The organism is Halomonas sp. A11-A (assembly GCF_003182195.1).
GTDB lineage: Bacteria > Pseudomonadota > Gammaproteobacteria > Pseudomonadales > Halomonadaceae > Halomonas > Halomonas alkalicola.
This window is the reverse complement of record NZ_QGTM01000021.1, coordinates 26,016-52,742: the sequence shown is the minus strand read 5'-3', so window position 1 is coordinate 52,742 and position 26,727 is coordinate 26,016. Positions and strand designations below refer to the sequence as shown.

The following is a 26,727-nucleotide window of genomic DNA, read 5'->3' as shown; positions in this document are numbered from 1 at the left end:
CTGCCGACGGTTGTTCGCCCGGGTCTCCAACGGCCTCGAGCATGGCAGCCTCTTCCTGGCTGACCTCAGCCCGCCATGCCGCCAGAAACGGCCGTTGTGCCCCGCTACAGCGCGCCAGTACCCGACGACTACCTTGGGGTTGCCCTGGCCCCAGCGCCGCCCACAGGCCTTCCAGCAGCGTCGGCAGGTGAGTCAGCTCAGGGTCAGGCTCGGGATCACGCAGTCGATAGAGCTCACCCGGCGAAAAGGCCTTGCCCTCGTGGATCACGGTCAGGACCGCGACCCGCTCACGCTGCTCGGGGGGTAGCGGTTCAGGGAGCGCGTTCACCGCAGGAGCTCGGCAGTGGCCCGGGCATCGGGGGTAAAATGTAGCGCCTCGCCTATCCCGGCGATCGTCTCGCGCAGCTCCAGCGTGGCCAGCCAGGGGTCAGGGATCGCGGCCTCGCCGTGCATGGCCCCCAGCAGGTTGCCGGCGATGGCCCCGGTGGAGTCGCTGTCACCGTCGTGGTTCACCGCCAGCACCACGCCATGACGCAGGTCCTCGCTGACCAGGGCGCAGTAGACCGCGATGGCGAGCGCTTCCTCGGCCACCCAGCCTTCGCCCAGGGCCGCGATCGCTTCTGGGTAAGGGGTAGGGCACCCCGCCAGCCGCCACGCCTGCTGCAGGGCGTCTCGCGTCTCCTGGTGGCCCTCCTCGTCGGCCAGCAGCGCCAGGCTCAGGGTCACGCCTTCCTCCAGGCTGCTGCCCTCGACCAGGCGTTGAATCAGCACCGCCAGCACGCCGCCGGTCAGATACCCGCTGGGGTGGCCGTGGGTCAGCCAGGCCAGTTCCTTGCCCAGGGCAAACGTCTCGCGCGGATCGAGGCCATGGCAGGCCCCGAACAGGCCCACCGGCGCCACCCGCATCACCCCGCCGCAGCCCTTGCTGTCGTTCACCGCGCGCTCGCCCAGCACTGTCATCGCCCGCAGCGCCGACAGACAGGTATTGCCCGGGGCACGCTGGGCATGCAGGGCCGGTTCAGCCAACAGGGCACTGGCGTCTGCCTGAGCCGCATCTGTCAGGGTGCTACGTCCGCCCTGGGTGACCAGCCAGCGCTGCAAGGCCGCCGCCCCCGCCTGGCGATGCCCCTCAACCTCTCGAACGGCCCCCAGTGCCTCGGCGGCCAACAGCCCCTCGGCGGTGAACAGGGTCATCTGGGTATCGTCGGTGATCGCGCCCACCCGACCATAGGCCTTGAGGTAATCGGTAATGCCCGGCTCACCCAAGCGCGCGATGATCTGAGAACGGCGCCAGAACTCCACCGGCGCGCCCAGGGCATCGCCGCAGGCCCCGGCGAGCAGGCAGCCGCGGTATCGGCTAAGCCGGTCAGGGACCGAGGCGGAATCCAGCGAGCGGGCGGGTTGCCCGGTGGGGTGGGACGGTGTCTCAGGCATGGCGCAGGGCCTCCAGTAGCGGTTGGTCGTTGGGGTGGTGCAGCACCTCGCCGAGGCGCGCGAACGGCACCAGGCTCACCGCCTGGCTCTCCCAGCCCATGGCCGTCGGGCTGCCGCCGATCCGTCGGGCCAAGAAATAGCGGCAGACGCTGGTCGAGCGCGGCACGTCGACCAGCCAACGGATCAGGGCGATGACCAGGCCAGCCTCCTCGAAGGTCTCCTTGATCGCGGTCTGCTCAAGGCTCAGTCCGGGCTCCTGCTTGCCCTTGGGGAAGGTCGCCCGATAGCCCCCGAAGGCATTGCTGGGGTGGATCACCCACACCCGACCGTCAGGCTCCATGACCACCGCGCCGGCCGCGGGCGCCTTGCCCGGCAACAGGGGCAGGGAGGGGGCATCCTGGCTCCAGCCGCCGTCACCTTTGGCTTGGGTAGGCATCCGGTCCGGTGTCGCCCCTGCGGCTTCCCAGGGCCATTCGCGGCCCCTGGCCCCGTCGGCGGTCCATGGCGCCAGCGCCAGCCCGTTCAGCTGAGCCGGCAGCGGTCCGTCCGGCACCACCCTGGCGATCGCGGAGGGGTCGTCCCAGCAGGCCAGAGGTGTCGGGGTTGAGGGCGAAGCCAAGACCACCGGCGTTCCGGTATCGTCACGGCGAGGGTGCACTACAGGCATGGCATGGCCTCGAAAGCGGAAAGCACCAGACTAGCCCGAGACGGCCAGCATCGCCATGGAATCAGGGGGTTAGCCTGGCTGCTAATGTCTTGGCTGACTCAGAAAGGCAGGGGCGTGGTAAGCTACTGGCAGATCATCTGGCAAGGGCACTTCATGGCCAACCTACTCGACCCCAAGAACGACTACGTCTTCAAGCGGCTGTTTTCCGAAGCGCCGGATCTGCTGGTGGCGCTGATCAATGACCTACGGCCGGATCTACCCGATATCACGGCAGTCGAAGTGCTCAATCCCAACATCGAGCCCAGCGAGCTCACCGGCAAGTACATCGTTCTCGACGTGTTGGCCCGTGATGCCGATGGCCACTGCTATAATGTGGAGATCCAGGTTCGTCGTTACGGCGCCTGGCATAAGCGTGGTCTGTTTTACCTGGCGCGGACCCTCGGCCTGCAGCTGGACGCTGGCGAGGATTACCAGCACCTCAAGGCATCCGTCGGGATCCACCTGCTGGACTTCGATCTGTTCACGGCCACCGAGGCCCAGAAGCGGCAGGCTGTGTGGCGGTTTGAAATGCGCGACGAATCCCAGCCTGACGTGACGCTGGGGAACATCTTGCAGATGAACCTGATCGAATTGGGAAAGGCCGACCGCCTAAACCTTGCCCCCGGCCCGATGGCCGCCTGGGTGACCTTCTTCGAGCACTGGCAGGAGGAATTGACCATGGCAAATGTTGCCCATGAGCCCGTCAAGCAGGCCATGAGCCGTATCCGGCAGCTCAGCGCTGACGAAGAGGCACAGCGCCTGGCGTTTGTGCGGGAGCGGGCGCTACGCGATGAGGTGTCACTGCTCAATGATGCCCGGCGGGAAGGGCGTGAAGAAGTCGCACGGGCCATGATCCTCAAAACGGAAATGGATGATGCGTCTATTGCCGATATCGCCCAGCTCTCTGAGGATGAGGTAGCCCATCTCCGCGCAGAAATTCTACGTAGGGATTCTTGATGACTCATTCCTCGACGAGCTGTTCAAGCACTGACGCGGCGCGTCACTGAGGGAGGTATGACGGTTTCCTTCACACGCAAACGGCTGTATCGGGTCGGCTCACGCCCTCTAGAGCTTGCCGTCGAGGATGTGAAGCAGCTGGCCGAAGTCGTCTGGTACCGGGGCTATCGGCCGACGCAGGCGGAGATGGATAGGCTGCGCGACGTGATGTCTCGTGAGGAGTTCCAGCGGGCGCTCTGTGTACTCGAGCTGCTAAGCCAGTACCCGGTATGCCGCCGAGATACCGCACGACACCTGCAACAGCTCACCCGGCATTTCCATCGACAACTGCTGGGAGGCGACGGAATACCCACCCAAGGGCGATATTCCCCCAGCAAGCGATGGGGCCTGAACGATGCCACCGCGCCACTGCGCAAAGCGTTGCTTCCCATGCAGACCCGTACCTACGCCGACGCGACCGGGCACCGGCATGGTTTGAGTGCCTGAGGACGCATCCCCTCACTTAGTTACCGTCACGGCTCGACCCGCCACACCCCTAGCGATCGCCAGACCCCGCTGAGTGGGGTGTTCAGCGTCGAGAACGCCGGTGAGAGCTGGGAGGCCCTACAGCGCGCCGTGGACCGCATCGTGGCGATCATCCAGGCCGACCCCCACAAGGAGCGCATCGACCGGATCATCACCCGCTGGCTCAAGCGCCATTTGCATCGGCTGGGGGCCGGGATCAACCTGGACCGGCTCAATAGCCTGGTGGAGGACAAAGCTATGTTGGCAGAGAACCTAGAGAACCTGGTCAAGAAGGAGCGGCTCGAAGGCCGCCAGGAAGGTCGTCTAGAGGGTTTCGCTGGGCTGCTGCGCATGCAGTTGGCCTTCAAATTCGGAGATCTGCCCTCGTGGGTAGACGAGAAGCTCGCGTCAGCCACCGATGAGCAGCTCGGCGAGTGGGGCACGCAGATGCTGACGGCCAACTCTCTCGAGGAGCTGTTCAAGCACTGACCCCCTGGCGGATCATGGCTCGATCCGCCACGCCCCTCCCTTGGCGATCAACTCGCCGTCCAGCAGGCGCTCCGCGGCCAGCAGCGCCAGCTTCACTACCTCCTGTCGCGTCTTGCCGTGGGTCTGGCTCAGCCGGCGTAGCCTCTCGTCGCTGCCCGCATCCAGGCTCACGGTCACTTCCTTGTATCCTTGCGCCCGTCGGCGCTGGCGATAGCGCTGCTGGTGGCTGGCGGCCATGGGGGCAATCTCACGACGTGATGGGGAAGGTCCCAGTCTGTTGTCACGACGTGATGGGCAGCGCTGGCTCGTTGTCGGGTGGGCGGTCACTCATTTCTGAGTGGCGTGGCGCTCATGGTTGAGCGTGGCGACAGGGGGCTACCCAAACAAAGGCCGCCCCGTTTGGAGCGGCCTTGTCAGTCGGGGCTGCGGTATGGCGAGCGCCACCGCTCAGCCGTGGGCGTCAGGCCGCGAGAGGGGTTCAATCGTCAGGCGCAGTCCCAGGGCGTTGGCCACCTTGCTGATCGTGGAGAACGCCGGATTGCCCTCGCCGGACAGCGCCTTGTAGAGCCCCTCGCGGCTCATGCCCACCTCCTTGGCGAGCTGGCTCATGTTGCGTGCGCGGGCGACGTCTCCCAGCGCGGCGGCGAGCAGCGCGGGATCGTTCTCTTCCATCACCGCCTCGAGGTAGGCGGCAATGTCCTCCTCACTCTGCAGGTAGTCTGCGGCGTCGTAGTGGCTGAAGGTGACGGCTTGCTCAGTCATGGGATGACTCCTTCCATTGCGCGGCAATGGTCTTGGCCTGGTCGATGTCGCGGGGCTGGCTGGCTTTGTCGCCGCCGCAGAGCAACACCACGATCACCGGCCCGCGGTTGATGTAGTAGATGCGGTAGCCGGGGCCATAGGGGACGCGCAACTCGGAGACGCCTTCCCCGACCGGCTTCGCGTCGCCCGGGTGTCCCGCAGACCGCGCAGCCACCGATCGAAGACATCGGTTTTTATGAGTTCGATCATCTGTCCACTCTAGTTAACAGTCCGGATGGTGTCAACTTTGGTTCACACTCGCTGCCAGCAAGAAGGCCGCCCCGTTTGGAGCGGCCTGGCGCGGGCAAATGCCGGGAGCCCATACGGTCCCCGGCTATCGCTCATCCCACCATGCTCTGCGTCACCTCGACCGGTGGTGCCGGTAGATTGACCGGGCCGGCCAATGAGGCGCTGAGCATCGAGCCCACCCCGTTGGCCGCGCTCAGCAGCGTCTCCTGGGAGAGGTGGGCGTAGCGCTGGGTGGTGCGCACATGGTTGTGCCCCAGCAGGCGCTGCACCTCGTAGAGCGAGCGGCCGCTGTTGATCAGGAAACTGGCGAAGCTATGCCGCAGGTCGTGCAGGCGAACGTCCGCCAGGCCCGCCTTCTCCCGCGCGCTGTTCCAGCTGTACGTCACGTTGGTGAAGGGCTTGCCGGTCTGTGGATTGGCGAACACCCATTCCACGTCCTCGGGGACCACCTCGCGCCGCGCGGACAGGATCGCCAGCGCCTGGTCGGAGAGCGGCACGTGGCGCGCCTCGCCGGCCTTGGGCAGCGGAATCCGCCAGCGCCGCTGCTCCCAGTGGATATCGTCCCAGCGCGCCTTCAATACCTCGCCGCGCCGCGCGCCGGTCAACAGCAGCAGCCCCACGATCGGCGTTAGCAGCGAGTTGGGGGAGGCCTCGATGGCCTGGAACAGCCGCTTGGCCTCCTCCGGCGTCAGGTAGCGCTCGCGCTTGTTGTTCTCCTGGAACTGGCGAATGCCCTTGGTGGGGTTCTCCTTCAGCCCCGGGATCTCCCACTCCAGCGCCAGGTTGTAGACGTAGCGCAGCAGGTGCATCACCCGGTTGGTGCTGGCCGGCTTGTGGGTCTGGCGGTGGGCGTGGAACAGCGCGATCAGCTCCGCCTTGGTGATCCGGTCCAGCGGCTTATGGCCCACCTCGGGCAGCACATGGCAGCGCAGCAGGATCTCGTCGGTGATCCATGAACGCTTGTGGACCTTCACATAGGGCAGGTAGCGCTCGGCGACGAAGGCGGAAAGCGTCGGCACCTGGCGAGCGAGCTTGCGCTGCTCGGTGGGGCTCTCGCCCATCAGCACCTGGGCCTTGATCTCCTGGGCCAGCTGGCGCGCCTGGGACAGCTTCAATACCTGGGCATCGCCGAGCTTATGCTGGAAGCGCTTGCCGCGGTCGTCGGTGTAGCGCACATACCAGGTGCGCCCGCCGGATTCGCGCAGCTCCAGCAGCAGGCCGGTCACCTGGCGGTCCATCACGTTGAGCTTGCGCTTGCCCTTGGGGCAGGTCTGCTTGTCGACCAACGATTGCGTGAGCGAGAGGGTGGCCACTATGCTATCTCCTATGAGCCCAATGAACCAATAGGGTCAATATAGCAGAACAAGATTCAAAATGACTACTAAGAGTGCAATGCCATGAACCCGCACCCAGCATCACCTAGCCTCAAGGTGGCCTACCAGATCGCCATCCTGGTCAAATCCCTGCGCACCTTCTTTCGCCTCAGCCAGAGCGATCTCGCCAAGCTCTCACGTATCTCGCGTCCTACCCTGGACCGCATCGAATCCCTGCGTGGCATCGAACGGGCCCGGCAGGAGACCCTGGATCAACTGCTGGACGTCTTTCGCGACCTCGGGGTGACCATCACCGTCGATCCCGAGCAGGGCGCCCAGGTGAGCTACAGCCTCACCGCCATGGCGCTCAGCGTGGAGACCCTCACCGAGGGCACCGACCTGCCCGAGCAGCTCAGCCTGTTCGAACGGCCCGAGGCCCACACCCCGTCCGACTTCGATCGTCTGCTGGCGCTCACCGCCACTCAGCGCTCGCAAACCATGGATCGCTACCGGGACAAGCCGTTTCCCTCAGCCGCCGATCCCGCTTGGCAACAGGCCCAGCGCGAGGTACATGCCGTGCAGGCTCGCGCCCTGTCGCCTGGCGAATCCGCGCCTCCCACGGCGAAAGAGGGGGACGATCGGGGGACGGTGGAGGATCTGCCCGAGGCACCGCAACTAGCTGATATTATTGGGGAAGACACGATGGAGCGGATGCGGCGTTCAGCGGCCAAGAAACGCCCCGGGAGGACAAAGGGAGGAAAGGGCCCGGAGAGCGAATAGGCGAGGGCTAAGTGACTGATTACATTGCATGATTCAAAATGACTCACCTTGGCTCTCACTGAACTGCTGGAAGCCTACCTGGCTACTGTTGAGGCCAAGGACGACTTCCTGACCGACGCTGCTGCCATCGAGGCAATTGCCGCGATTCTGGCAGAAGATGCAGTCGACGCGGAAGATCCGACCAACGAAGAGATCGAAGCGGCTATTGCTGATTATCTGACCGATGCTCGCGGTGATCTGAACGGTTTCACCGCAGTTGGTACCACTACCACGGTTCTTGCTGGTGATTCCGACCGTGTCGTAGCCGCCAAGATCGAACAGATCACCGAAGACCTCGAAGAAGCTGTTGCTGATGCGCAGGAAGACGTCAACGACGTCCGTGGTCTGAATGGCCGTATCGACACCCTGCTGAATCGTAAGTCGCAGCTGGAAGCTTCTGCCGAAGCAGCCACCAAGCTCGATGTCGCTCTGAACGCGGAAATCGCCAAGTTTGAAGTGGCAACAGCTGATCTGACCGTTGGTGACCTCGAGATTGTGTACGGCACTGCTGGCGAGCGTGGCACCTTTGCTGTGCGTGATGCGACCACTACTGCTGAGGTTTATCTCGAAGTCAAGGATGGCAAGGTTGTCGTAGGCGAGACAGGCAAGGGTCTTGCTGGCATCGATGCGCTGCTGGCCGCAGGTCAGGCTCTCTACAGTGGCCTGGTGTCTGCCGATACCGCTCTGACCAACTTCGAGACTGCCCTGCTGCGCGTGGTTCAGCTGGAGGCCGAGTCTGAGGTGGATGGTTACGATGGCTCCATCGATGACCTGGTGGCTGCTGATTACTACACGCAGGATACCAGTGGCCCTGGCGGCGTTTGGGGTGTCGATGGTGATGGCAAGGCTGAAGATCCGACTATCGATCTTGAGGCAGGTCCGCTCACCGCTGGTTCCATCTCCCAGACTCTGATCGACGCTCGCCTTGAGCTGAGCGCTTTCCAAGTGGTCGTTGAAGCGTATCTGGAAGCCAAGTCCCTGAGCGAGCAGCTCGAGGCCCTGGAAGACGATATCGATGATGCGCTGGACGCACTGGAAGACGCTGGCTTCTTCGTCACCGTGGTTGACGACTCTGTCGACGGCACCATCGAAGATGATGTCTTCCTTTATGTCGAGGACACCGAGGCTACTGGCCTCGAAATCACCAACTTCAGCGACGAAGGCTCCGACGTCCTGTACGTCGGCGATGCATTCGCACAGCTGACTCGCCTGGAAGACGAGGCTGACCTGTCTGCCGAGCGTCTGGGCTCCAACGACGTCCGCGAGATCTTCGTGCAGCAGGACGGTAATAACACCATCCTGTTCATCGAAGCCGAGGCGGCTGCCGGTGGCGACCGTAACCTGGACGAGATCACCACCATCACGCTGACTGGCGTGAATGCAGACGATCTGGTTCTGGAGAACGGCTTTATCTCCATCGCCTAAGGTTCTCTGAACCTCGCTTGACCGAGAGGGTCGCAAGGCCCTCTGCTTGAGCCATGAACCCCCGGCCCACAAGGCTGGGGGTTTTTCATATCCACCGAGTGCTGCGAAAATGCTGTTCTGGTCCGTGCGACATTTCCTCAATGCTTGTCCACCATTTCGACCATTTTCAGGAGACCCCATGACCACACCCCTCGTCCTCAGCCCCAAGGAGTGCCAGGGCAAGACCTGGCACCCGCCCGTCGATCTCGCCTTTGCCACCCACCAGGCGCTGCTGCCCCTGCATGCCGGGGAGTTGGCCAAGGCCGCCGCCAGCATGCCCTTGGCGCTGGTCAAGGAGGGCCGCGAATGGCGCCTGGTGGGTGTCTGCGGCCTCGAGACCGGCCACAACCTGTTCCTCAAGGACGGCAAGTGGCTGGGCAACTACCGGCCCGCCTGGCTTGCCACCTGGCCCTTTGCCGTGGTCGCGGTGGGGGAGAAGGGCATCGTCACCTTCGACCGCGACAGCGGCCTCGAGGACCCCCACGGCGCCGGCGAGCCCTTCTTCGATGACGCCGGCCAGATGCGTGAGGCCGTGGCCACCCGCGTCGAGGCGCTCAAGACCCACCACCGCAAGCACCAGGCCACCCACAAGGCCCTGCAAGCCTTGGCCCGCGCCAAGGTCATCACCCCCTGGCCCGAAGCGCTGACGAGCCAGCTGGGCCTTGCCATCGACGGCCTGCACATGATCGACGAGCGGGCGCTGAGCCAGCTCGACGACGAGGCGTTCCTGGCCCTGCGGAAAGCCCAGGCGCTGCCCATCGCCTACGCGCTCAACCTCTCGATTCCCCAGACCCACCTGCTGGCTCGCCTGGCGCGGCTCAATCCCGCCAGCCAAGCTGCCCCCGACAACCTGGACGAGCTGTTCGGGGAAGGCGACGACGAGTTTGTGTTCAACTTTGACAGCTGAGCCACATCGATCCCCCTGACGTCGACTGAATGGAGCCAACGCCCCGGGCAGGAGACAAGCCGCACGCGACCACGAGCCGGGACCGCCCCGCCGGGGCCGGGGTGTCCCGCTTGTCTTCCGACTGCCTGGCGACTGCCGACATGACCACCCTATTGACCCCCACCGCGGCTGACCGCATGAGCCGCCTGATCCTCCTGCTGGTGCTGGCCCTGCTGGTGACGACCCCGCTGCGGGTTCACGCGCTGATTGGCGTGCTGCTGCTCTATGCCCTGGCCTACCTGGTCGCCCATCCCGAGGCGCGCCGCCTCACCCGTCAGGATGGCGTGATCCTGGCCCTGCTCGCGCTCTATGCCCTGAGCCACCTGCCTGTCTTCGTGCTGGACGGCTATGCCTGGCGCTACCTCAGTCCCGGGCTGCACATGCTGGTGCTGTTCCCGGTCTACCTGATGACCCGGCATGTGCTGTCCCGGCGGCAGGCCTCGGTCGCCGCCTACCGGGCGGCCATGGAGCTCGGGCTGTGCCTGGGCGGGGCCGGCGCCGCGGTGCTGGCCATCTACCAGACCCTGATCCTCGGCCACTACAAGGCCGATGGTTTTCTGTTCCACATCAACTTCGGCTACCTGGTCGCCTCCCTGGTACTGCTGGGGGTGGCCCTGCTGCCGGGCGCCCGCTGGCCCGCGCTGGTCGTCGCCGGCGTGCTGGGTGCCTTCCTGGCCACCCTGCTGAGCATCTCCCGGGGGGCGCTGTTCCCGCTGCCGCTGGTACTCGGCCTGGTGTGGCTCATCAACCTGCGCCGCTGGGGCGGGCGACGCGCCCTGCTGGCCCTAGGCGTGGCCCTGGTGCTGGTCACGGTCAGCGTCCTGGTCGTGCCCCTGGTCCAGGAGCGTCTGCTCTACACCTGGCAGGAGTTCAGCCACATCGCCGCCGGTAATCTGGCCGGATCCGAGTCCAGCGGTGGGCGGCTACAGCTGTGGATCGCCGCCGGCGAGGCCTTCCAGGCCCGCCCGCTGATCGGCCTCACCTATGCCGAGAGAGAGCTGCTCAATGCCCAGTTGGTCGAGGCCGGGCGACTCACCGAGTGGGTCAACGGCGTCTCCCGTGGCCACGCCCACAGCCAGTACTTCGAGACCTTGGCCACCGGTGGGCTGATCGGCATGCTGGCCCTGCTGGGCTACCTGGTGCTGCCCGCCGGGTACTTCGCGCTCGCCTATCTCAGACACCGCGATAACGCCCTGGCCTTGGCGGGCTTTGTGGTCAGCACCGGCTTCGTGCTGTTCTGCCTGACCGAGGTGGCGCTACAGCACGAGATGATCGGCACCTACTATGCCTACCTGCTGCTGACCCTGTTCCTGCTTTACCGGCGCAGCCGGGTCGAGGCCACCCTGGCCCCTGCCGAGGCCCACGCCCCTCCCCACGCCAGCGCCCATGCCGATCCTCAGACTCACACCTCCACTCAGGAGGTGCCCCGGTGAGGTGGGTCAAGGTCGATCTCGACGGCACCCCGCGCCGCTATCTGCTGTTCCAGCGCCACCATGCCGCGCGTCCCTACCGGCTGGTCAAGGACGCTCGGGCCCGCCGCCTGGAGAGCGTGGCCAGCAGCGAATTCTTTTTCGATCTCGACACGGGCGCTCTGGCCAAGCTCAAGGGCGACAAGCACGCTCGCTCTGGGCGCTTCTTCCGCTGGCTGTTTCGCGACTACCTGGACAAGCGGCTGTTTTTCCAGTTCGAAGCGCGTAAGGAGATCCGCAGCAAGCGGATCGTGCAGGCGGCTGGGCTGACCACCCCCGAGTGCGTCGCCTGGGGCGTCTCCCTGAACCCGCGAAATCCCCTTGGCTCGCTGCTGCTGATGGACCACGTCGAGGACGCCGTGACCGGCGCTCACTACTTCAGCCGCTTGGCGGAGGCCGACCGTCCGGCCTTCCTGTCGCGGCTGTGCGACGATCTGATGCGCCTGGCCAGAGCCGGCTACGTGCATCGCGACCTGCACATGAACAACTTTTTATGTCGGCCATCTGGGGCGCTTATTTGGGTGGATACTCATGTGCGCCCCTTGCCGAGGGGGAGGCGGGCCGGATGGCGGGCCATGGTGCGCTCGATCAGTCACCGCGGCCTGCTCGATGAGGGCTACCGGGAGCAGCTGCATGGGGAGCTGAAACGGCGCTGGCGGGAAGGGTGAGGTGGCCGAGCGGCCTCAAGGCGCGGACTCGGCAAGCTGGCCCCTGGTCGTGCACCGTTCCTCTGCGCACCAGGATGGGGGATGTTGAGCAGGGGAGGGGGAACGCCATGCGGATGGTGAGTATGGAGAGGTTGAAATGAAATGGAGATGGATTGCCCTGAGTATCGTGCTGCTGCTCACCGGCTGCGGCCGGGTGCCGTGGGTGCCGATTCTCTGAATGAGCACCTGTTCGGCGAAGGTGGCGATGAGCCGAGCTTTGATTTTGACCGTTGACCAAGGAAAGGATATGACGCGTTACCTGGCGCTACCGCTTGGCCTCACCCTCTGGCTGGCTCAGGCGGCCCACGCCGAGCCGTTCTCCCCCGAGGCGCACTACGACACCGTCTACCGCACCTGGGACATGGGCTGGGTCTGTGTCGACACCTCTCACGGGGGCATGAACCGGGAATGCGGGAGCTTTATCACGGCAGTGGAGAACGAGTACCTGGCCGCCGCTGAGCGATTCCATGCCGAGTCCGAGCGTATCGGTCACCTTATGCTGCGCACCTTCTCCGAGGAGGAGTGGGAGGATCTGGCGATCATGCAGCGCGAGATCAACGAGCTCTACGTCTATGCCGACCGGCTGCGCCAGGAGGCGCTGTCTGGGGCGCAGCGGCCATAACTGCTGGATGCGGACTCGGTCATGGATTCGCCATCACTCAAGGAGACGCCCCTGATGTACCTGTCATCCCCCGCCGAGCTGCAATCGGCGCTGGACAAGGTCCAACCACGACGCGTCGCCGTGGCCTACCTGGGCGCGGGCTGGCGTGACTACCTGCCCCTGCACAGCCTGGACGAGATCCTCGTGTCGCCGACCCTGGGCTCCAACCCCTGGGCGCTGGCGGGCCTGCTGGCCGAGGCGGAGCGCTGCGGCCGTCCGCGGGTCTACTTCCTCGAAGCCCTCCACGCCAAGCTCTACCATTGCACGGGCGAATTGGACTATAACGAGGCCGCAAGCGATGGCGAAGCCCACGCCAAGACCTTCCTCGAAGGCGATGATATCCGGGTCGGCGACTGGCTGCTGTGCTGGGAAGCGAGGGCCGATGGCCGCCTCTGGAAGGGCAATGCCGACGACTGGAGTGCCAGGATCGCCTGGCCGACCGCCCAGCGCTTCCTGGCGGAGCTGAAGGCGGCCTACTTGGCGGCTCACCCGCCTGCCGGGGACCACTGAGCGGTGGCACGCGGCATTGTCTTGCGCTTTTGTAGTTTAAGAACTACAATTGGCCGATGCTCGATATCAAACAGACCGACACCTATCGCAAGTGGGAGCGCAAGCTCCGGGATCAGCGTGCCAAGGCGCTGATTGCGGCGCGTGTTTTCCGGCTGGCCAATGGCTTACCGGGCGATGTGAAGCCCGTGGGGCAGGGGGTCAGCGAGCTGCGTATCCATCACGGTCCTGGCTACCGTGTCTACTACAAGCAGCGTGGTGACGAGATCATCATCCTCCTGTGCGGTGGCGACAAAAGCACCCAGCAAGATGATATCGAGACGGCACAGCGTCTGGCAGCCGAGTGGGAGGCGTCATGAGCGATAAGGTTTACGATTACGATCCGGCAGCGGCACTCGAGAGCGAGGAAGCCATTGCGGTCTTTCTCGCCGATGCCCTTGAGACGGGTGATACGGCTTACATTGCCAAAGCCATGGGCGTGGTGGCCCGCGCCAAGGGGATGACAGAGCTGGCACGCGAGACCGGGCTCTCCCGCGAGCAGCTGTATCGCTCCTTCAGCGAGCAAGGCAACCCGACCCTGAAAACCATGCTCGCCGTGATGCGCGCCCTGGGCGTGGACTTGACGGCACGTCCCCACAATACCCCGGCCGCGTGATGCGATGAGCGAGTCCAGCACGCCCCTGATCGCCTTCTATCGCGGCGAGGCCCGTGACCACCAGGGGCGAACGATTCACGACCTCTGGGCCTTGGAGCCGTTCTGGCTGGAACACACCCACGATTATATCCAGTGGCTGTTCCCGATTCCCGAGGCGGGGCGCTTCAACGGCTACGCGCCGCTGCTGAGCGACGCCGACCGCGCCGCCTTCGCCAATGACGAGGCGCTGCGGGCCAATCAACGCCGTTCGCTGGACGTGATGCTCAAGTTCTTCGGGCTCTCTCGCCGGGGGCTGACGATTGAGGCGCTGCCCGCGCTCAACATGCGCGAGCACATCTGGCTCAAGCGCGGTGGCCACAACCACCTGCGGATCTCGCGGATCATCCGCAGCCTGTATCTCTGCCACCAGCCCGAGCTCGCGGCGGCCTTCCAGCAGGCGATGATCGAGATCGGCACGACCCAGGGCGTGGTGTCGGAGCAGTCAATGGCTTACTGGCGTGCGGCCGCCCAGCCCTGAGGGCGTGTGACCGAAACCCGTTACCCCTGGATCTCGAGAATCACGATCTGGAACGCGCGATTGGCCATCGGCAGGTGGTCATGATTGAGGAACGGGTGCTGTGGTTCGGAGGCGATCAGGTTCACATCGAGATCGTCCAGCCCCTCAGCGTGCAACCTGTTGCCGATGCGTTCGATCAAACGGCCGGTGGTATCCCGGTTCGAGGGGCAGCGGCGGGTCAGCACCAAGTAGTTGGTCTTGAGGCTATGTCGTCCGGCATGGCGGCTGACCTTGGCCAGCCGGCGGATATCGCTGATCAGCCCGCGCATGGCATCACCCCGCTTGAACTCCAGGATATGCGCCGTGCGTCCCCGCTTGTCCGTGTGCAGTACCAGGTCGAAACGCCCGTCAGGGCGCAGGTCGGGTTCCCGAAGCAGCTCGGCGATGTCGTCGACCTGCATGTCCGAGGCCTCTAAAGTGCGCTTGACCTGCGCCTCCAAGCGATAGCCGAAATTGTCGAAATGGACAGCGAAGTAGTCGGCCACCCGCATGGCCATGAAGAACTCCGGCATGCGATGCAGCGAGGACCGCGACAACCGTTGAGCGTCGTCATGGGCGGCCAGCAGCGCCTCCATCATGGCGTTGAGGCGGTTGTTGGGTGAAGACCTCATGGGCGAGCTCCCTGGTCAGTAATAATGCCAAGACCATGACAGGCACGCTGAGCAGCCAGGCGATGATCGATACGATCGGCATCTCAAGCTCCCTTTGATGGCCGGTGACGTTGATACCGTATAGATCGGCAGATGGCGTGGATCCTTGAATGACCTCCCTGTCTCGCCGTATCACGAAGCCGCCCCGAGGCGCTGTGACCCCTCACGGCCGATTAGCCCGCGTCAGCCACCCCACACCCCGTACACCTCATCTCCAGCACACTGGCCCGACGCCGCGCCTGCATCACCCCCTGGCGACAGGCGTCGCAGCCATAGCCCACCGCCCGCCAGGCCTCGCCGATCATCTGGCCTTCCTCGCCACAGTCAGCCACAAAGCCCGGTATAGAGCGACAGTTACTCTGGCCGGCCGTGTTGCCTCGACGACGGCGGGTTGCCGATCGACAACAACCGGGCGGAGAACCTGATTCGCCCCTGGGCGTTGGGTCGCAGTAACTGGCTGTTTGCCGGGTCGCTGCGCAGTGGCCAGCGCGCCGCCAACATCATGAGCCTGATCCAGTGCGCCAAGCTGAATGGCCATAAGCCCTAGGCCTACCTGAAGGACGTGCTGGAACGGCTGCCGACCCAGAAGGCCAGCCAGCTCCACGAACTCCTGCCCCACAACTGGCAGCACACCGGCTGATCACTGACAAGCGGTGATGCCCGGCCGGTTACCGAGTTGCCGCCCTTTGCGCGCGTATATCGCAACATTGCGCTTGCTGTCTCTGCGCTAGTCTATGGCCTCCGGCAACAACGTGGAGTATTCACATGACCCCGACTGGCTGGCTTGGCGTGCTGGTGACCGTCCTGCTGCTTGCAAGCCTGATGCTCCTGAGTGCCGATGATCCCGTGGCCCTGCTGAACGTGCCGGGATTAGCTATTGTACTGCTTGGAACCTTGGGCGCCGTGCTGATCAGCTATCCCGTCAAGGAGCTGCTGCGGGTAGCGAGCCTTGTGGTGCGAGTGTTTCGTGATGGCGGGCGGCGAGATGACCGCGATATCGAGGCGCTGGTTCATCTCGCCCGGCTCTGGTTTACCGGTGACCCCAGGAAGGTGGAGACTGCTCTCAATGAGGTTCGCAACCCCTTTCTGCGCACTGGGGTCGAGCTGGTCATCGACAACACCCCAGAGCACGAGGTGCTGGACCTGATGCGCTGGCGAACCGTGCGCATGAAGGCCCGTGAGCGCGCTGAGGCGCAGATGTTTCGCACCATGGCACTCTATGCCCCCGCTTTCGGCATGGTGGGTACCGTGGTTGGCCTGATCAGCATGCTTGCCGTCATTGACATGGACAACTTGGCCCTGGTGGGTGAGCGCATGGCGGTGGCGTTGCTCTCAACCTTTTACGGGATCGTGCTGGCCAACCTCGTGTTCAAGCCCATTGCCGTCAAGCTTGAACGGCGCACCGAGGAGCGCCTGATCACCATGAACATGATCATGGAGGGGGTGGCACTGCTTTCTCGCAGACGCGCGCCCGCGTTTATCGAGGCAACGCTCAACTCCTTCGTGGTCCAGCACCAGGATGAGCTGCAGGATCCAGAGCCTAAGCAGAAGCTCTCATTAGGCAGTGGGCGAGGATGGCCGGGCCGCTGGTGGTTACGGTCGGGGGCGGTCGATTCCTTCGATGCCCACCGAGCCGGCGAATCCCGTGATTGAGGCGCACCGCGGCTCAAACCGCCATGATGACCTCCTCGACCCTGTTTTCGACGATGAAGGGCAGGGCGGCTGGATGATCAGTTACATGGATGTCATGACGCTTCTGGTAGCGTTGATGGTGCTGATTCTTGTGGCCTCAGGTCTGACTTCGCTACCCCTGCGCTCCGAGTCGACAGATATGGCGGACATGGATTCCTTCATGCCGCCGCTGGCGCTGGGGGTGCCGCTACCGAGCGAGCTCGTGCGAGCTGGTGTCGAGCATGACCCGCGCCGGTCCACCAGCGCGTTGCTGCCAGCCGCGATCAGCGCAGCCCTGGGCGTGTCGGGTCTGCCTCAGCGAGTCGGGCCGGTTCCGCTTCACGCGCAACGTGATTCAGGACCTATTTCTGCCTGGCCGCCCAGGCAACTCGGGACGGACCCGTCGGTCTCAGCGTCCTTGCCGGTGTTTGAGCCCTTGCCAGGTCTTGCATTGCCATCGGGCATTGATACTGCTCTACCGGTGAGTGGCTACCTTCGAGCGCTTGAGGATGATCGTCCGGGCAATGCTCCGCCACTGGCGGCGGGCGAAACGCAAGCGCAGTCACCGACGTCATCCTATGAGGCGTTCGAACTGCTTGATCTCCAGGGCGTGGTGGTGTCGAGAGTGCAGGAGGGCATTCGATTGAGGGTCGAGGACCATTTGCTGTTCGCGTCTGCCGAGGCCGAGCTGACGGAGGAGGGGATGGCCTTGGTGACTGACCTGCTCGAGACCATACAGCGCTATGCGGGCCGTGTCTCCGTGGAGGGCCACTCGGATGATCGACCTATCAGCACGCCCGAATTCTCCTCGAACTGGGCTCTCTCCAGTGCTCGGGCAATCGCCATCGTGCATGCCTTGGAAGCGGCAGGCGTGGAGCCTAAGCGCCTGCAGGCGGTGGGACTCGCGGATACTCGCCCGTTGGCGGATAATGCTAACGAAGATGGCCGGGCGATGAATCGGCGAGTTGAGGTTGTGATTCATGCGAAAGAGGGGTAGAGGAATGTCGGAAGCGTCGGTTAGGGTCAAGAATGTCGTTGTGCTGATGACTGGGCGATTCATAAAGCTGGTTGCCAATACCATAAAGGTGACAAGCTACGGATTTCATTTTTTGTTTCCTCGCAAGCGCTTCAGCTTGCCCGAGCACGCCGCGCCTTGGCTGAAAACACGGCAGCCAAATGGTGGCATTCCGCACGTTATCTGGCAGACCAACTTTACCAATAAGGTAACGTTTCCGGTATACCTTAACTATCTGTTTAATCGTCTGATGGCGCCGACCTTCGAATATCGCTTCATGATCACCGAGGCGCGCGGAGAGTTCATCAAGGCGAACTACCCTGATGATATCTACCAGAACTATTTGAAACTACAGATTGGTGCCGCTCAGGCCGATGTATGGAGGGTGCTCGTCCTTCTTAAGTATGGAGGTGTCTACATGGACATCGATGCCCATGCGGTATGGCCTCTCGCAAGCATTCTGAAGCGGGGAGGTGAAGAGCTTTTCGTGACGACGAGGAAGGGGGAGCTGAGCAACTACTTTATTGCCAGCATGCCCGGTAATTCCCGTCTCCAACTGGTTGCTGAACGGATCAATGAAAATATTGCCGAACGTCGCTATCCTGGCGTCTTCCAGTTGACCGGCCCAGGTGTCTTTAATGAGGTGCTTTCCCTGGATGAGGTGGATACGGTTTCGTATCGTCACGCCTGCAACCAGGGAAGTTTCACCAATCGCCACTTCCAGTACATCGACAAGAAGGAAGGGAAGTGGCATGAGCAGCAGCACAAAACTGAAGTCGTCCGAATAGATGATTGACGGTGCTCATGATGGAGCTAGCTCCTCAGCTAGTGTGCCCACCATAGTTTCGTTTTTCTAATGAATCAATTTCAGATGGCAAGCCGCTCTCCATTAAAATATTTGGTTCAATGCCGTACGCATTTATTTTGCTGCGCTGTATGTATCCAGTCAAATAATCTGCAGGCTGTCTTATTGGGTAAGCATTTTCAACAAGCTTTTTTGCACCATCCAATGATAGCCAATATCCTACTGCGCCAATGATTGTTCGTTTGGATCTTTTGCTTGGATGACGATATCTCGCTAATTTATAGCCATTTGCTAGAGTTCTTTTGATGGGCCATGACTTGGCTTTTCCATGATATAGGTAAACTATCTCTGATCGCTTCGGAATTTTTTTCATCAGTGCTGTGAGCACTTCCTTGAAGTTTTCAAGTGGCTTGGCGTCGTCTTCTAATATAATGGCGCTTCCAATCCCTTTTTCAATCATGTGTTCATACATGCGGATATGGCTAAGGGCACATCCTATCTCTCCCTTGCCTAGCCCATGTCCCCACTCCTTTTGGGTGTAATCAGTGTCAATTTCAGATAGCTCTTCATCGCTCAAGTCTTTTCCACTTATCCCATCCCAGAATTGAAACTTCACATCCATTTTTTTAAATTCGGCATGAATGTTCTCGCGTCTCTTTGAATTCGGTAGGGATATTATATAAATAGGCGGAAGTTTAGTCATTTTTCACTCTGTGGTTTTGGATTTTGGCTTTGCGATGATCGATATTTTATCGGATAATGATGGCAATTTTCAATCCTGTGATTATGAGGGTAAAGCTGAAAGATGAGGAAGTGGATCAACCGCCTGCGTGCCGGCCGTGACAGCCTCCGTATTGCCATCAGTCGCCGCCGCCATGATCGGCCCAAGCCATTGGTGGATCATGTCGATCATCTGAAGAGGGTGGTATTCATCCGCTGGGACGCGAAGTGGGGCGATTCAGTGGTGTTCTCCTTCGTTCCCAGGGCGCTGAAGGCATTCGACCCGGAGATCTCGGTGGAGGTGGTGTCAACGCCGGAGATGGCGCCCCTGTTTCGCGATACCTTCGCCGTAGATGTGGTTCATGAAACGGTGCGCAAGCCGGGCAAGGACGCCATGCGGACTCTTGCCGAGAAGATCGGCGAGGTGGATCTGGTGGTGTTCTTCAGCCACCTGATCAAGCATCGCGACATTTTCCTGCTCAGCCAGCTCAGGACTAGGCATATTGCCAGCTTGGATGACAGCGTGGGGCTGGTGGACCTGAAGCTTGGTGAGGCCACCCGCGGACGGCATATGGTAGACAAGTACCTGGTGATGCTCGAGAAATGCGGTATTACCGAGGTGAGCACCGAGTATGTGGTTCCGCGCAGCGATGAGGCCGAAGCTCGTATTGAGCAGTGGCGCGAGGGTCGCCCCCCCATGGTTACCTTCAACGCCTACAGCAAGGGCAGGGCGAGAAGCCTGACCCCCGAGACTTCAGAGCGGCTGATAGGGCTTGTACTGGAGCGTTTACCCGAGCATGAGGTGTGCGTGATGTCGGCGCCTGGCAAGCAGGCCGAGGTGGAGGGTCTATGCTCACGGTTCGAGGGTGGCCGAGTGGTCTGCCTGCCCGAGACACGCGCCATTCATGACAACATTGCCCTCATTGCCCACTCGGATGGCTTGATATCCGGAATCACCGCCACCGTGCACATGGCCGATGGGCTGGGTGTGCCGTCTTTCGTGCTGTTCCCCTACGATCCCGATGATCGAGACGATTGGCATAGCCGCCACCCTGCATCGATCAACCTGTTGTCTCTACCGGGCGACCCGCAGGATGTGAATCGGCTGGACTGGAGAGCCGTTGAGCGTGAGCTTGACGCCTTGGAGTGGAAGCGCCTTTGCTGAGCCAGCAACACTGCCATTCGTCGAGACGCCGAACCGCCCGCGGAGCGTGGCTACCATCAGTAGTGCCCATGGTGGTGACTAATCACGCTGCGTCGGTTTCTACCTCGAAACCCACGATCTGGCGCTTGTCGCGTGAAAATTCCACACCGATCAGATGTATCACCTTGCCTTGGCCGCGGTACTTGTCGGCGTAGCCCTTGTCCTTGATCTGCTGTAATGCGCGGCCTTCGGGGAGCTGCTCCACCACCTTGAACTCGAACAGGTAGAGGTGGCCGGCGAAGTCGACGGTCATATCGACGCGGCCATGGTGGCTGGCGTCTTCCACGGTGACGCGCAGGCCCAGGGCGGCGAAGTGACTGTAGAAGACGCTGGCATAGTGACCCTCATACTTCGCAATCGGGTTGTTTCGGTACCAGTCGTGGGGCAGGCCGGCGAAGAGCGCCTTGAGGTGGGCTTCCAGGCCGGGCAGGTCGGCGGTTTTCAGCAGGCGAGGCAGCCTTACCATCAACTCGTCGAGGCTGTCGTTGTTGATGCCCAGTGCCGGCAACAGCGCTTCGTTCAGGCTGGCCTCTACCTCCTGGTTGGGAAACCCCAGTGCATAGATCGGGCGGTTTGGGATTTCCTCGCGTATGGCCTTGATGGTCAGGTAGCCGGTCTGGAACAGCAGCGCCTCGGTGGCGATATCATCGACGTCGAACCTGCTCAGCAGTGCCGGTCGGCTATGCCAGGCCGTTAGCGCTGGGGTAAAGACACCGCGCTGCTTGAGCACCTCGACCAGGAAGGTCGGCGTGGCGCTCTCGAACCAGTAGGCGCCGAAAAGGCGCTTCTGAAATAGTAACAGGACATCGAAGGGATTGTAGACGGAGGGGGCCTCATGTCCACCCCACCGGTAGCCGTTGTACCAGGCTCGTATTTCGTTGCGATCGAGCGCCTGAAGCTCTGGGGCGAAGACGCTGTCGATGTCTTCGTCGGTGTAGCCGCAGATCGTGGCTAAGGGCGCATCCAGGGTGATGTCATTGAGGTTGTTTAGCCCGGAAAAGAGGCTGACCTTACTGAACTTGGAGACGCCGGTGAGCAGCACGAAGGCCAGGTGCGGGTCGGCATCCTTGAGCACGCTGTAGAGGTTCTTGAGCCCCTCGCGCAGCTCGCGGGCGCGCTCGGGCGTGAGCAGGTTGTCGAGGATCGGCTTGTCGTACTCATCCACCAGGATCACGACGCGCTGGCCATGCTGTTGGTGGGCCTTGTGGATCAGCTCGCGAAACCTGCCGGCAATGGAGATGTTGTCGAAGGCGACGGCATGGCGTGTGGCTTCGGCCTGCAGCAGCTCGTTGATGTGCTGGTCCAGGGCCTCACGGCTGCCGATGACGCCATCGGCAAAGCTCAGGCGGATGACAGGGTGTTGAACTCGCCAGTCCCACTTGTCGTGGATGTACAGACCGTTAAACAGGGCTTCGCGGCCCTCGAAGAGGCAGCGCAGGGTGTCCACCAGCAGGCTCTTGCCGAAGCGCCGCGGCCGCGACAGAAAGTAGTACTTGCCTTCTTCCACCAGGCGATGGATGTGGGGTGTCTTGTCGACGTAGTAGTAGCCGCCCTCGATGATATCGGCGAAGGTCTGGATGCCAATGGGCAGCTTCTTGCGAGTGAGGGTCAAGGCAACCTCCGGTAGGGGCACGCGTCGTCAAGGATAGCAGAGTTACCTGAGCCGCTTCTTGATGCTGTCCATCCAGCCAAGGGCACCCGGGGTGGCCTGGAAGAGGTCGCGCATCTCCTGGCGGTAATACCACGCCTGATCGGGGCCACCGATGGTCATGCGCTGGGGGTCGAGCTTCGGCGGCTTGCGTTTGCTGGCGATCAGGTAGTTGAGCACCTTGGGTAGCGCCCGATAGGCCTGGGAGAGGGCCTTTTCGGCGTCATGCAGGCGGTTGAGTCGCACCAGGGCCAGCACTCGGCCATAGCGGGTCTCGGCCAGTGCGTCGTCTGGGAACTGCTCACAGATGGCCAGCGCCGCTTCATCCTGCCCATCGCGCAGCAGGGCGTTGACCAGTGGGGCGCGCGCGCCAAGGTTGTCATTCGGGCAGAGGGCCAGCAGCTGCGAGAGGCCGCGAATGGCGGCGCCCTGGTCCTCCTGGTCGAGGGCGTGCTGCATCATCAGCCTGAGCAGGGGGCGATGTTCCAGCCATGCCCAGGGCAGTTGGCCGCCCTCGGGCAGGGCGTCCAGGATATGGGCAATCACTCGCTCCTGCTGCCGCTGCAGCGCCTTGTTGAACTGCTCGTGAGCGGTGCTGAAGGCAGCGCCGGCAAAGGCATCGAGCTGCTGTAGGAAGTCGGGGCTCTGCAGCAGCGCCGGTTGCTGGCGAATCAGCTCGGGGTCCAGCGGGTTCTGTGGATTGCCAGTCTGGTAGAGAGCCGCCTGGGCCTGCTCGACCTCGGGTGGCAGCATCAGCACCCACTGGGCTCCATCGCCGTCGGGGCCGGGCGGGCCCGGCTCGAATGTGACCGGGTAGAGCGGCTGGCGGAGTGCGCTCTTCAGCAGGCCGGCAATCGGCCTCAGTAGCTCATCCGGCGCGCCGAACAGGGCCATCAGGCGGTCGTCTTCCGGGGCGTCGTCGGCGAACGCTTCGGGCTCATCCTCGTCATCCGGGATGTCGTCCGGCAGGGTGGCCAGGCTGGTCTGCTCCTCGAAGAAGGCGATGGCATCCTCGAGTCCCAGCTCCCGGGCAACCGGCAGCCACTCCTGGGCGGTACGCTGGGCCTCGGCATCGGCGCCGATATCGCGCAGGCAGACCACCTTGAAGAGGCCGTTGGACAGGTTGTCCGGGTCCAGCGTCTCGGCCTGGTGGAGCAACGCCATGGCGTCGGCGGGGCGGCCATCCAGCAGCGCCTGCCCCGTCAGCCAGTGGAGCGCCTCGGCGGCGGCCGGCGGCTTAAGGCTGGGGAGCAGATCGCTCATGGCTTTTTCGCCGGCCGATTGATGGCCGAGGGCGTTATAGGCGTCGCCCAGCAGATGGACGGCCTGGGCCTGAAGGTCGGCCTCCAGGACGCCCTGCTTGAGCAGTTTCAACAGCTGGGTGCGCGCCTTGCCGGGGTGGTTGTCATCCAGTTCCAACTCGGCAAGCACCAGCCGCAGCCTGGGCGGTGCCTTGCTGGCGGCTTCCTTGCGCTGCTTGGCGGTGAAGAGTGACGCGGCGATCCGCAGCACCGGCAGCTCGTCGTCGAGGCCCAGGGGGAGTTCCTGCCGCAGCGGTTGGCAGCAGCGCTTGAACTTCTTGCCCGAGCCGCAGGGGCAAGGGTCGTTGCGTTTCGGCTCGGGAAGCGGGTCCGGCCGGAAGCCCCGCGAGGGCAACGGCGCGTTGTCCCAGAGGGTGTGCGCGATCGGCCAGAAGGGCATCTGCGGGTCGAACCATTCGGTAACGCCGCTGCGTCGGGTGATTTCGTCTAGCGCTGCGAAGTAGGCGTCGGCACTCTCGTACTGGAGGATGTGCCGTAATGACGCCTCCAGGAAGGCGTCGATGCTGATTTCGAGCTCTGCAGGAATCTCGGGAAGATCGGCGTCAACCATCGGTACCTTGTCTCTCCTGTCGAGTTCGTGATCGAAGGACATGAATCCTCTACGCTCAGGCGTTAACCACCTCGGCCCAGAGGTCATACTCGTCGGCATGGGTCACCCGGGCCCGAATGATCTGGCCGGGGCTGAGTTCAAGATCGGTCTCGAGGAACACCATGCCGTCGATCTCCGGGGCGTCGGCGTGGCTGCGGCCGATGGGGCCTTCGTCGGTGATCTCGTCCACCAGCACCTCGATCTCGCGGCCGATCTTGGCCTGCAGCCGGGCGGCGGAGATCTGCTGCTGGTGGGCCATGAAGCGCTCCCAGCGCTCCTGCTTGACGTCGTCCGGCACCGGCTCGAGTTCCATGTCGTTGGCCGGGGCGCCGTCTACCGGGGAGTACTGGAAGCAGCCGACGCGGTCTAACTGGGCCTCGGTGAGCCAGTCGAGCAGGTACTGGAAGTCCTCCTCGGTCTCGCCGGGGAAGCCGACGATAAAGGTAGAGCGGATGGTGAGCTCCGGGCAGATCTCCCGCCAGCGCTTGATGCGCTCGAGGGTCCTGTCCTCGAAGGCCGGGCGCTTCATCGCCTTGAGCACCTTGGGGCTCGCGTGCTGGAAGGGGATATCCAGGTAGGGCAAGAGCTTGCCCTCGGCCATCAATGGGATCAGCTCGTCCACGTGGGGGTAGGGGTAGACGTAGTGCAGGCGTACCCAGATGCCGAGCTCGCTGAGCGCCTCGCACAGCTCGGTCATGCGGGTCTTCACCGGGCGGCCGTTCCAGAAGCCGGTGCGGTACTTGAGGTCGACCCCGTAGGCGCTGGTGTCCTGGGAGATCACCAGGAGCTCCTTGACGCCGGCGCGCTTCAGCCCCTCGGCCTCGCTGAGCACCTCGCCCACCGGGCGGCTGACCAGCTTGCCGCGCATGGAGGGGATAATGCAGAAGCTGCAGCTGTGGTTGCAGCCCTCGGAGATCTTCAGGTAGGCGTAGTGGCGCGGGGTTAGCTTGACGCCCTGGGGCGGCACCAGGTCGATGCGCGGGTCGTGGTCCTGGCGGGGCGGCACCACCTCGTGGACGGCGCTGACCACCTGCTCGTACTGCTGGGGGCCGGTGACGGCGAGCACGCTGGGGTGAACGTCGCGGATGGCGCCTTCCTCCACGCCCATGCAGCCGGTGACGATCACACGGCCGTTCTCGGCGATCGCCTCGCCGATGGCATCGAGCGATTCCGCCTTGGCGCTGTCAATGAAGCCGCAGGTGTTGACCACCACCACGTCGGCGTCGTCGTAGCTCGGAGTGATCTCGTAGCCCTCGGTGCGCAGCTGGGTGAGGATCCGTTCGGAATCCACCAGCGCCTTGGGGCAGCCGAGCGAGACGAAACCGACCTTGGGTGTGGACATGCAATTGACCTTTGCTTGGAAACGCGGAAAGCGCGGATTTTACCGTGTCACGGGACCTGGGGCCACAGGAGGGGCCTGTCCTGGCATGAGCTGCCATGGCGAATGGAGGGCGGTGCCGAGCGGTGTGGGCTGTGACATGGCGCCAGAGGCGCTTGCATGCCCGATTTGCTATGCTGGGCGCAATGCTCTTGGGGTGGCAAGCACTGGGAGGTAAGTGACTATGCAGCTTGAAGAACTCATTGCTAAGGTGAGCCGTCTGCCGGAAGTTCGCCAGCAGGAGGTGATGGATTTCGTTACCTTCCTGGAGCAGCGCTACGGCCAGACCGATCCCGGAGAGGCGGAACAGCTCGATTGGTCTGAACAGCAGTTCCATGCCATGAGCATCGATCAGGCCATGCGTGATACCGAGGCCGAGCCCGACCTCTACTCTGAGGATGATCTGAAGGAAAGATGGCAATGACCCTCTCAAATGGTAATTGACCCCATGGCCACCATCGAACATAGCGCGATCCTCAAGGCACCGCCGGAGCGGGTCTTCGCCCTGCTGGAGCGGGTAGAGGACTTTGCCGACTACTCCGACCTGATCCACGCCATCGAACCGCTGGGGAAGGACCGCTACCGCTGGCACGTGCGGGCGGTGGGCCGCGACTGGCACTTCGACGTGGCGGTGACCGAGTCTCGTGCACCGGAGGTGCTCTCCTGGGAGTCGCTGGACGGCGTGGAGAACCAGGGCTGCTACCGCCTCACCCCGGTGAAGGAGGGCACCGAGGTGGCGCTGACCCTCACCTATGTGCTGCGCAACAAGCTGGTGGAGAAGGCCGTCAACAAGGCGGCGAGACCCCTGGTGGGGCGGGTAAGCCGGCAGATCCTCGAGCGGGTGGAGGAGAGGCTATAGCTTCCTCAGGCCTGATGGAGAAATTCTATTAGGCTGCTATCTACTTTTTCCGCCGCGATAGACCTATCATGACCTTGACGAGGCCGCCGGCCTCACAGAGGAATCCGCCATGATCAAGGGGCTTATGTGGTGCTTCGCCATCCTGGGCGTGCAGCTTGGCCTTTTGCGCTACATCGATCTGCGCGTGGCTGCGATGCCGCGGCTGCAGGACCCTTCCGAGGAGCCGGGCCATCCTGACTCTCAAGCCACCGAGGCCGTTGCTTCTGGTGGGAGCCACGCTCTGCGGGGCGAATAGGCGGATGGCGGCACCGCTGGGCGCCTGCGGCGCCATTCGCCGGGCGGAGCCCAGCTCCCACCAGTAACTTGAAGCGCTGGCAATACAGCCATTCGCTCGGCAGAGGCGGTCTCCTACCTGTGGCTTGGATGTGTGGCTTCTTTGGTCGCTGGCTAGGGCTTGGCGCTCTTTAACTAAATGTATTTTGATTGATGGGTGAGTTTAGTTAAAGAACCACGCTCTGCGGTGCAAGTAGACGGATGGCGACACCGCTGGGCGCCTGCGGCGCCATTCGCCGGGCGGAGCCCAGCTCCCACCAGTAACTTGAAGCGGTGGCTATCCAGCCATTCGCTCG

30 protein-coding genes and 2 pseudogenes are annotated in these 26,727 nt (G+C 63.1%); 21 read left to right on the top strand and 11 right to left on the bottom strand.

The window, feature by feature from the left end; translation table 11 throughout:
- Positions 1-324: 324 nt before the first annotated feature.
- Together DER72_RS12600 and DER72_RS12595 are read right to left on the bottom strand one after the other, a co-directional pair.
- A complete protein-coding gene (locus tag DER72_RS12600) occupies positions 325-1,434 on the bottom strand; it encodes an ADP-ribosylglycohydrolase family protein (protein WP_110070336.1) in 1,110 nt (369 codons plus the stop codon).
- Positions 1,427-1,870: an NUDIX hydrolase gene (locus DER72_RS12595; RefSeq protein ID WP_219983278.1), complete on the bottom strand. Its 444-nt coding sequence runs from the start codon at positions 1,868-1,870 to the stop codon at positions 1,427-1,429. Before DER72_RS12595 ends, DER72_RS12600 begins: the two co-directional genes overlap by 8 nt.
- Before the next feature lie 384 nt (positions 1,871-2,254).
- Between DER72_RS12595 and DER72_RS12590 the strand changes: the two genes are divergently transcribed.
- The 3 genes from DER72_RS12590 to DER72_RS16480 all read left to right on the top strand — a co-directional run bounded on the left by DER72_RS12590 (position 2,255) and on the right by DER72_RS16480 (position 4,090).
- Positions 2,255-3,097: an Rpn family recombination-promoting nuclease/putative transposase gene (locus tag DER72_RS12590; protein WP_110070349.1), complete on the top strand. Its 843-nt coding sequence runs from the start codon at positions 2,255-2,257 to the stop codon at positions 3,095-3,097.
- Positions 3,098-3,154: 57 nt separating this feature from the next.
- Complete coding sequence (locus DER72_RS12585; RefSeq protein WP_110070334.1) at positions 3,155-3,583, top strand: hypothetical protein; 429 nt, start codon at positions 3,155-3,157, stop codon at positions 3,581-3,583.
- 78 nt (positions 3,584-3,661) lie between these two features.
- Positions 3,662-4,090, top strand: a complete 429-nt coding sequence (locus tag DER72_RS16480; RefSeq protein ID WP_258306296.1) for a DUF4351 domain-containing protein — start codon at positions 3,662-3,664, stop codon at positions 4,088-4,090.
- Positions 4,091-4,102: 12 nt separating this feature from the next.
- Here the strand turns inward: DER72_RS16480 and DER72_RS12575 are convergent, their stop codons facing one another.
- The 4 genes and pseudogenes from DER72_RS12575 to DER72_RS12560 all read right to left on the bottom strand — a co-directional run bounded on the left by DER72_RS12575 (position 4,103) and on the right by DER72_RS12560 (position 6,453).
- Positions 4,103-4,327 carry a hypothetical protein gene (locus DER72_RS12575; protein WP_110070333.1) on the bottom strand — a complete coding sequence of 75 codons (225 nt, stop codon included), beginning with the start codon at positions 4,325-4,327 and terminating at the stop codon, positions 4,103-4,105.
- Between the two features lie 210 nt (positions 4,328-4,537).
- Positions 4,538-4,852 (bottom strand): addiction module antidote protein, encoded by a 315-nt coding sequence (locus DER72_RS12570; protein ID WP_110070332.1) that lies wholly within the window; start codon positions 4,850-4,852, stop codon positions 4,538-4,540.
- Positions 4,845-5,087, bottom strand: a pseudogene (locus DER72_RS12565) (type II toxin-antitoxin system RelE/ParE family toxin); the annotation flags it as partial. The gene DER72_RS12570 and the pseudogene DER72_RS12565, both read right to left, overlap by 8 nt.
- A 145-nt stretch (positions 5,088-5,232) precedes the next feature.
- Positions 5,233-6,453 (bottom strand): site-specific integrase, encoded by a 1,221-nt coding sequence (locus DER72_RS12560; RefSeq protein ID WP_110070330.1) that lies wholly within the window; start codon positions 6,451-6,453, stop codon positions 5,233-5,235.
- Positions 6,454-6,537: 84 nt separating this feature from the next.
- Between DER72_RS12560 and DER72_RS12555 the strand changes: the two genes are divergently transcribed.
- From DER72_RS12555 to DER72_RS12505, 10 genes are all read left to right on the top strand, one after another.
- Entirely contained in the window at positions 6,538-7,233 is a 696-nt protein-coding gene (locus tag DER72_RS12555) for a helix-turn-helix transcriptional regulator (RefSeq protein WP_146209060.1), read from the top strand.
- Between the two features lie 48 nt (positions 7,234-7,281).
- Entirely contained in the window at positions 7,282-8,697 is a 1,416-nt protein-coding gene (locus tag DER72_RS16050) for a hypothetical protein (protein ID WP_146209059.1), read from the top strand.
- 178 nt (positions 8,698-8,875) lie between these two features.
- Positions 8,876-9,643, top strand: a complete 768-nt coding sequence (locus DER72_RS12540) for a SapC family protein (protein ID WP_181395669.1) — start codon at positions 8,876-8,878, stop codon at positions 9,641-9,643.
- Positions 9,644-9,783: 140 nt separating this feature from the next.
- Positions 9,784-11,115 carry an O-antigen ligase gene (locus DER72_RS12535; RefSeq protein WP_146209058.1) on the top strand — a complete coding sequence of 444 codons (1,332 nt, stop codon included), beginning with the start codon at positions 9,784-9,786 and terminating at the stop codon, positions 11,113-11,115.
- Positions 11,112-11,819, top strand: coding sequence for a lipopolysaccharide kinase InaA family protein (locus tag DER72_RS12530; RefSeq protein ID WP_181395668.1), 708 nt, complete (start codon positions 11,112-11,114; stop codon positions 11,817-11,819). Before DER72_RS12535 ends, DER72_RS12530 begins: the two co-directional genes overlap by 4 nt.
- Before the next feature lie 286 nt (positions 11,820-12,105).
- A complete protein-coding gene (locus tag DER72_RS12525; protein WP_110070323.1) occupies positions 12,106-12,480 on the top strand; it encodes a hypothetical protein in 375 nt (124 codons plus the stop codon).
- Positions 12,481-12,534: 54 nt separating this feature from the next.
- A complete protein-coding gene (locus tag DER72_RS12520) occupies positions 12,535-13,029 on the top strand; it encodes a hypothetical protein (RefSeq protein ID WP_110070322.1) in 495 nt (164 codons plus the stop codon).
- Between the two features lie 56 nt (positions 13,030-13,085).
- Positions 13,086-13,385, top strand: a complete 300-nt coding sequence (locus DER72_RS12515) for a type II toxin-antitoxin system RelE/ParE family toxin (RefSeq protein WP_110070321.1) — start codon at positions 13,086-13,088, stop codon at positions 13,383-13,385.
- Complete coding sequence (locus DER72_RS12510; protein WP_110070320.1) at positions 13,382-13,681, top strand: addiction module antidote protein; 300 nt, start codon at positions 13,382-13,384, stop codon at positions 13,679-13,681. The genes DER72_RS12515 and DER72_RS12510 overlap by 4 nt, the downstream gene beginning before the upstream one ends.
- A gap of 4 nt (positions 13,682-13,685) precedes the next feature.
- Positions 13,686-14,198: an opioid growth factor receptor-related protein gene (locus DER72_RS12505; RefSeq protein ID WP_110070319.1), complete on the top strand. Its 513-nt coding sequence runs from the start codon at positions 13,686-13,688 to the stop codon at positions 14,196-14,198.
- 20 nt (positions 14,199-14,218) lie between these two features.
- Here DER72_RS12505 and DER72_RS12500 read toward each other — a convergent pair whose 3' ends face one another.
- Positions 14,219-14,848 carry a hypothetical protein gene (locus tag DER72_RS12500; RefSeq protein ID WP_110070318.1) on the bottom strand — a complete coding sequence of 210 codons (630 nt, stop codon included), beginning with the start codon at positions 14,846-14,848 and terminating at the stop codon, positions 14,219-14,221.
- Positions 14,849-15,263: 415 nt separating this feature from the next.
- On the opposite strand from DER72_RS12500, the pseudogene DER72_RS12495 reads away from it, so the two are divergent.
- The 4 genes and pseudogenes from DER72_RS12495 to DER72_RS12480 all read left to right on the top strand — a co-directional run.
- A pseudogene (locus DER72_RS12495) lies at positions 15,264-15,527 on the top strand (transposase domain-containing protein); the annotation flags it as partial.
- A 125-nt stretch (positions 15,528-15,652) separates the two neighbouring features.
- Positions 15,653-16,540 carry a motility protein A gene (locus tag DER72_RS12490; protein WP_110070317.1) on the top strand — a complete coding sequence of 296 codons (888 nt, stop codon included), beginning with the start codon at positions 15,653-15,655 and terminating at the stop codon, positions 16,538-16,540.
- Positions 16,509-17,555: a flagellar motor protein MotB gene (locus DER72_RS12485; RefSeq protein ID WP_258306295.1), complete on the top strand. Its 1,047-nt coding sequence runs from the start codon at positions 16,509-16,511 to the stop codon at positions 17,553-17,555. Before DER72_RS12490 ends, DER72_RS12485 begins: the two co-directional genes overlap by 32 nt.
- A 4-nt stretch (positions 17,556-17,559) precedes the next feature.
- On the top strand, positions 17,560-18,369 hold the full coding sequence (locus DER72_RS12480; protein ID WP_110070316.1) for a glycosyltransferase family 32 protein: 810 nt from the start codon (positions 17,560-17,562) through the stop codon (positions 18,367-18,369).
- Positions 18,370-18,394: 25 nt separating this feature from the next.
- On the opposite strand, the gene DER72_RS12475 is transcribed toward DER72_RS12480, so the two are convergent.
- Complete coding sequence (locus tag DER72_RS12475) at positions 18,395-19,081, bottom strand: glycosyltransferase family 25 protein (protein WP_110070315.1); 687 nt, start codon at positions 19,079-19,081, stop codon at positions 18,395-18,397.
- Positions 19,082-19,183: 102 nt separating this feature from the next.
- Here DER72_RS12475 and DER72_RS12470 point away from each other — a divergent pair, with 102 nt between their 5' ends.
- A complete protein-coding gene (locus DER72_RS12470) occupies positions 19,184-20,263 on the top strand; it encodes a glycosyltransferase family 9 protein (protein WP_110070314.1) in 1,080 nt (359 codons plus the stop codon).
- A gap of 82 nt (positions 20,264-20,345) precedes the next feature.
- Here the strand turns inward: DER72_RS12470 and DER72_RS12465 are convergent, their stop codons facing one another.
- Genes DER72_RS12465 through rimO form a run of 3 tightly spaced genes read right to left on the bottom strand, consistent with a single transcriptional unit; the run spans position 20,346 to position 25,203 of the window.
- Positions 20,346-21,914 (bottom strand): ATP-binding protein, encoded by a 1,569-nt coding sequence (locus tag DER72_RS12465; RefSeq protein WP_110070313.1) that lies wholly within the window; start codon positions 21,912-21,914, stop codon positions 20,346-20,348.
- Between the two features lie 42 nt (positions 21,915-21,956).
- Positions 21,957-23,864 (bottom strand): SEC-C metal-binding domain-containing protein, encoded by a 1,908-nt coding sequence (locus DER72_RS12460; protein WP_219983276.1) that lies wholly within the window; start codon positions 23,862-23,864, stop codon positions 21,957-21,959.
- Between the two features lie 13 nt (positions 23,865-23,877).
- Complete coding sequence (gene rimO / locus DER72_RS12455; protein WP_110070311.1) at positions 23,878-25,203, bottom strand: 30S ribosomal protein S12 methylthiotransferase RimO; 1,326 nt, start codon at positions 25,201-25,203, stop codon at positions 23,878-23,880.
- Positions 25,204-25,423: 220 nt separating this feature from the next.
- Here rimO and DER72_RS12450 point away from each other — a divergent pair, with 220 nt between their 5' ends.
- The 3 genes from DER72_RS12450 to DER72_RS12440 all read left to right on the top strand — a co-directional run bounded on the left by DER72_RS12450 (position 25,424) and on the right by DER72_RS12440 (position 26,393).
- Positions 25,424-25,663 (top strand): DUF2281 domain-containing protein, encoded by a 240-nt coding sequence (locus DER72_RS12450; RefSeq protein WP_110070310.1) that lies wholly within the window; start codon positions 25,424-25,426, stop codon positions 25,661-25,663.
- A gap of 24 nt (positions 25,664-25,687) precedes the next feature.
- A complete protein-coding gene (locus tag DER72_RS12445) occupies positions 25,688-26,098 on the top strand; it encodes an SRPBCC family protein (RefSeq protein WP_110070347.1) in 411 nt (136 codons plus the stop codon).
- Between the two features lie 109 nt (positions 26,099-26,207).
- Positions 26,208-26,393, top strand: a complete 186-nt coding sequence (locus DER72_RS12440; protein WP_110070309.1) for a hypothetical protein — start codon at positions 26,208-26,210, stop codon at positions 26,391-26,393.
- Positions 26,394-26,727: the final 334 nt, after the last annotated feature.

What these genes read in the sequence shown, in the direction of transcription:
- DER72_RS12600 (WP_110070336.1), bottom strand. Translation starts at nt 1,434, where the DNA reads ATGCCTGAGACACCGTCCCACCCCACCGGGCAACCCGCCCGCTCGCTG.
- DER72_RS12595 (WP_219983278.1), bottom strand. Translation starts at nt 1,870, where the DNA reads ATGCCTACCCAAGCCAAAGGTGACGGCGGCTGGAGCCAGGATGCCCCC.
- DER72_RS12590 (WP_110070349.1), top strand. Translation starts at nt 2,255, where the DNA reads ATGGCCAACCTACTCGACCCCAAGAACGACTACGTCTTCAAGCGGCTG.
- DER72_RS12585 (WP_110070334.1), top strand. Translation starts at nt 3,155, where the DNA reads ATGACGGTTTCCTTCACACGCAAACGGCTGTATCGGGTCGGCTCACGC.
- DER72_RS12575 (WP_110070333.1), bottom strand. Translation starts at nt 4,327, where the DNA reads ATGGCCGCCAGCCACCAGCAGCGCTATCGCCAGCGCCGACGGGCGCAA.
- DER72_RS12570 (WP_110070332.1), bottom strand. Translation starts at nt 4,852, where the DNA reads ATGACTGAGCAAGCCGTCACCTTCAGCCACTACGACGCCGCAGACTAC.
- DER72_RS12555 (WP_146209060.1), top strand. Translation starts at nt 6,538, where the DNA reads ATGAACCCGCACCCAGCATCACCTAGCCTCAAGGTGGCCTACCAGATC.
- DER72_RS12540 (WP_181395669.1), top strand. Translation starts at nt 8,876, where the DNA reads ATGACCACACCCCTCGTCCTCAGCCCCAAGGAGTGCCAGGGCAAGACC.
- DER72_RS12535 (WP_146209058.1), top strand. Translation starts at nt 9,784, where the DNA reads ATGACCACCCTATTGACCCCCACCGCGGCTGACCGCATGAGCCGCCTG.
- DER72_RS12525 (WP_110070323.1), top strand. Translation starts at nt 12,106, where the DNA reads ATGACGCGTTACCTGGCGCTACCGCTTGGCCTCACCCTCTGGCTGGCT.
- DER72_RS12520 (WP_110070322.1), top strand. Translation starts at nt 12,535, where the DNA reads ATGTACCTGTCATCCCCCGCCGAGCTGCAATCGGCGCTGGACAAGGTC.
- DER72_RS12515 (WP_110070321.1), top strand. Translation starts at nt 13,086, where the DNA reads ATGCTCGATATCAAACAGACCGACACCTATCGCAAGTGGGAGCGCAAG.
- DER72_RS12510 (WP_110070320.1), top strand. Translation starts at nt 13,382, where the DNA reads ATGAGCGATAAGGTTTACGATTACGATCCGGCAGCGGCACTCGAGAGC.
- DER72_RS12505 (WP_110070319.1), top strand. Translation starts at nt 13,686, where the DNA reads ATGAGCGAGTCCAGCACGCCCCTGATCGCCTTCTATCGCGGCGAGGCC.
- DER72_RS12500 (WP_110070318.1), bottom strand. Translation starts at nt 14,848, where the DNA reads ATGAGGTCTTCACCCAACAACCGCCTCAACGCCATGATGGAGGCGCTG.
- DER72_RS12490 (WP_110070317.1), top strand. Translation starts at nt 15,653, where the DNA reads ATGACCCCGACTGGCTGGCTTGGCGTGCTGGTGACCGTCCTGCTGCTT.
- DER72_RS12485 (WP_258306295.1), top strand. Translation starts at nt 16,509, where the DNA reads ATGCCCACCGAGCCGGCGAATCCCGTGATTGAGGCGCACCGCGGCTCA.
- DER72_RS12480 (WP_110070316.1), top strand. Translation starts at nt 17,560, where the DNA reads ATGTCGGAAGCGTCGGTTAGGGTCAAGAATGTCGTTGTGCTGATGACT.
- DER72_RS12475 (WP_110070315.1), bottom strand. Translation starts at nt 19,081, where the DNA reads ATGACTAAACTTCCGCCTATTTATATAATATCCCTACCGAATTCAAAG.
- DER72_RS12470 (WP_110070314.1), top strand. Translation starts at nt 19,184, where the DNA reads ATGAGGAAGTGGATCAACCGCCTGCGTGCCGGCCGTGACAGCCTCCGT.
- DER72_RS12460 (WP_219983276.1), bottom strand. Translation starts at nt 23,864, where the DNA reads ATGTCCTTCGATCACGAACTCGACAGGAGAGACAAGGTACCGATGGTT.
- rimO (WP_110070311.1), bottom strand. Translation starts at nt 25,203, where the DNA reads ATGTCCACACCCAAGGTCGGTTTCGTCTCGCTCGGCTGCCCCAAGGCG.
- DER72_RS12450 (WP_110070310.1), top strand. Translation starts at nt 25,424, where the DNA reads ATGCAGCTTGAAGAACTCATTGCTAAGGTGAGCCGTCTGCCGGAAGTT.
- DER72_RS12445 (WP_110070347.1), top strand. Translation starts at nt 25,688, where the DNA reads ATGGCCACCATCGAACATAGCGCGATCCTCAAGGCACCGCCGGAGCGG.
- DER72_RS12440 (WP_110070309.1), top strand. Translation starts at nt 26,208, where the DNA reads ATGATCAAGGGGCTTATGTGGTGCTTCGCCATCCTGGGCGTGCAGCTT.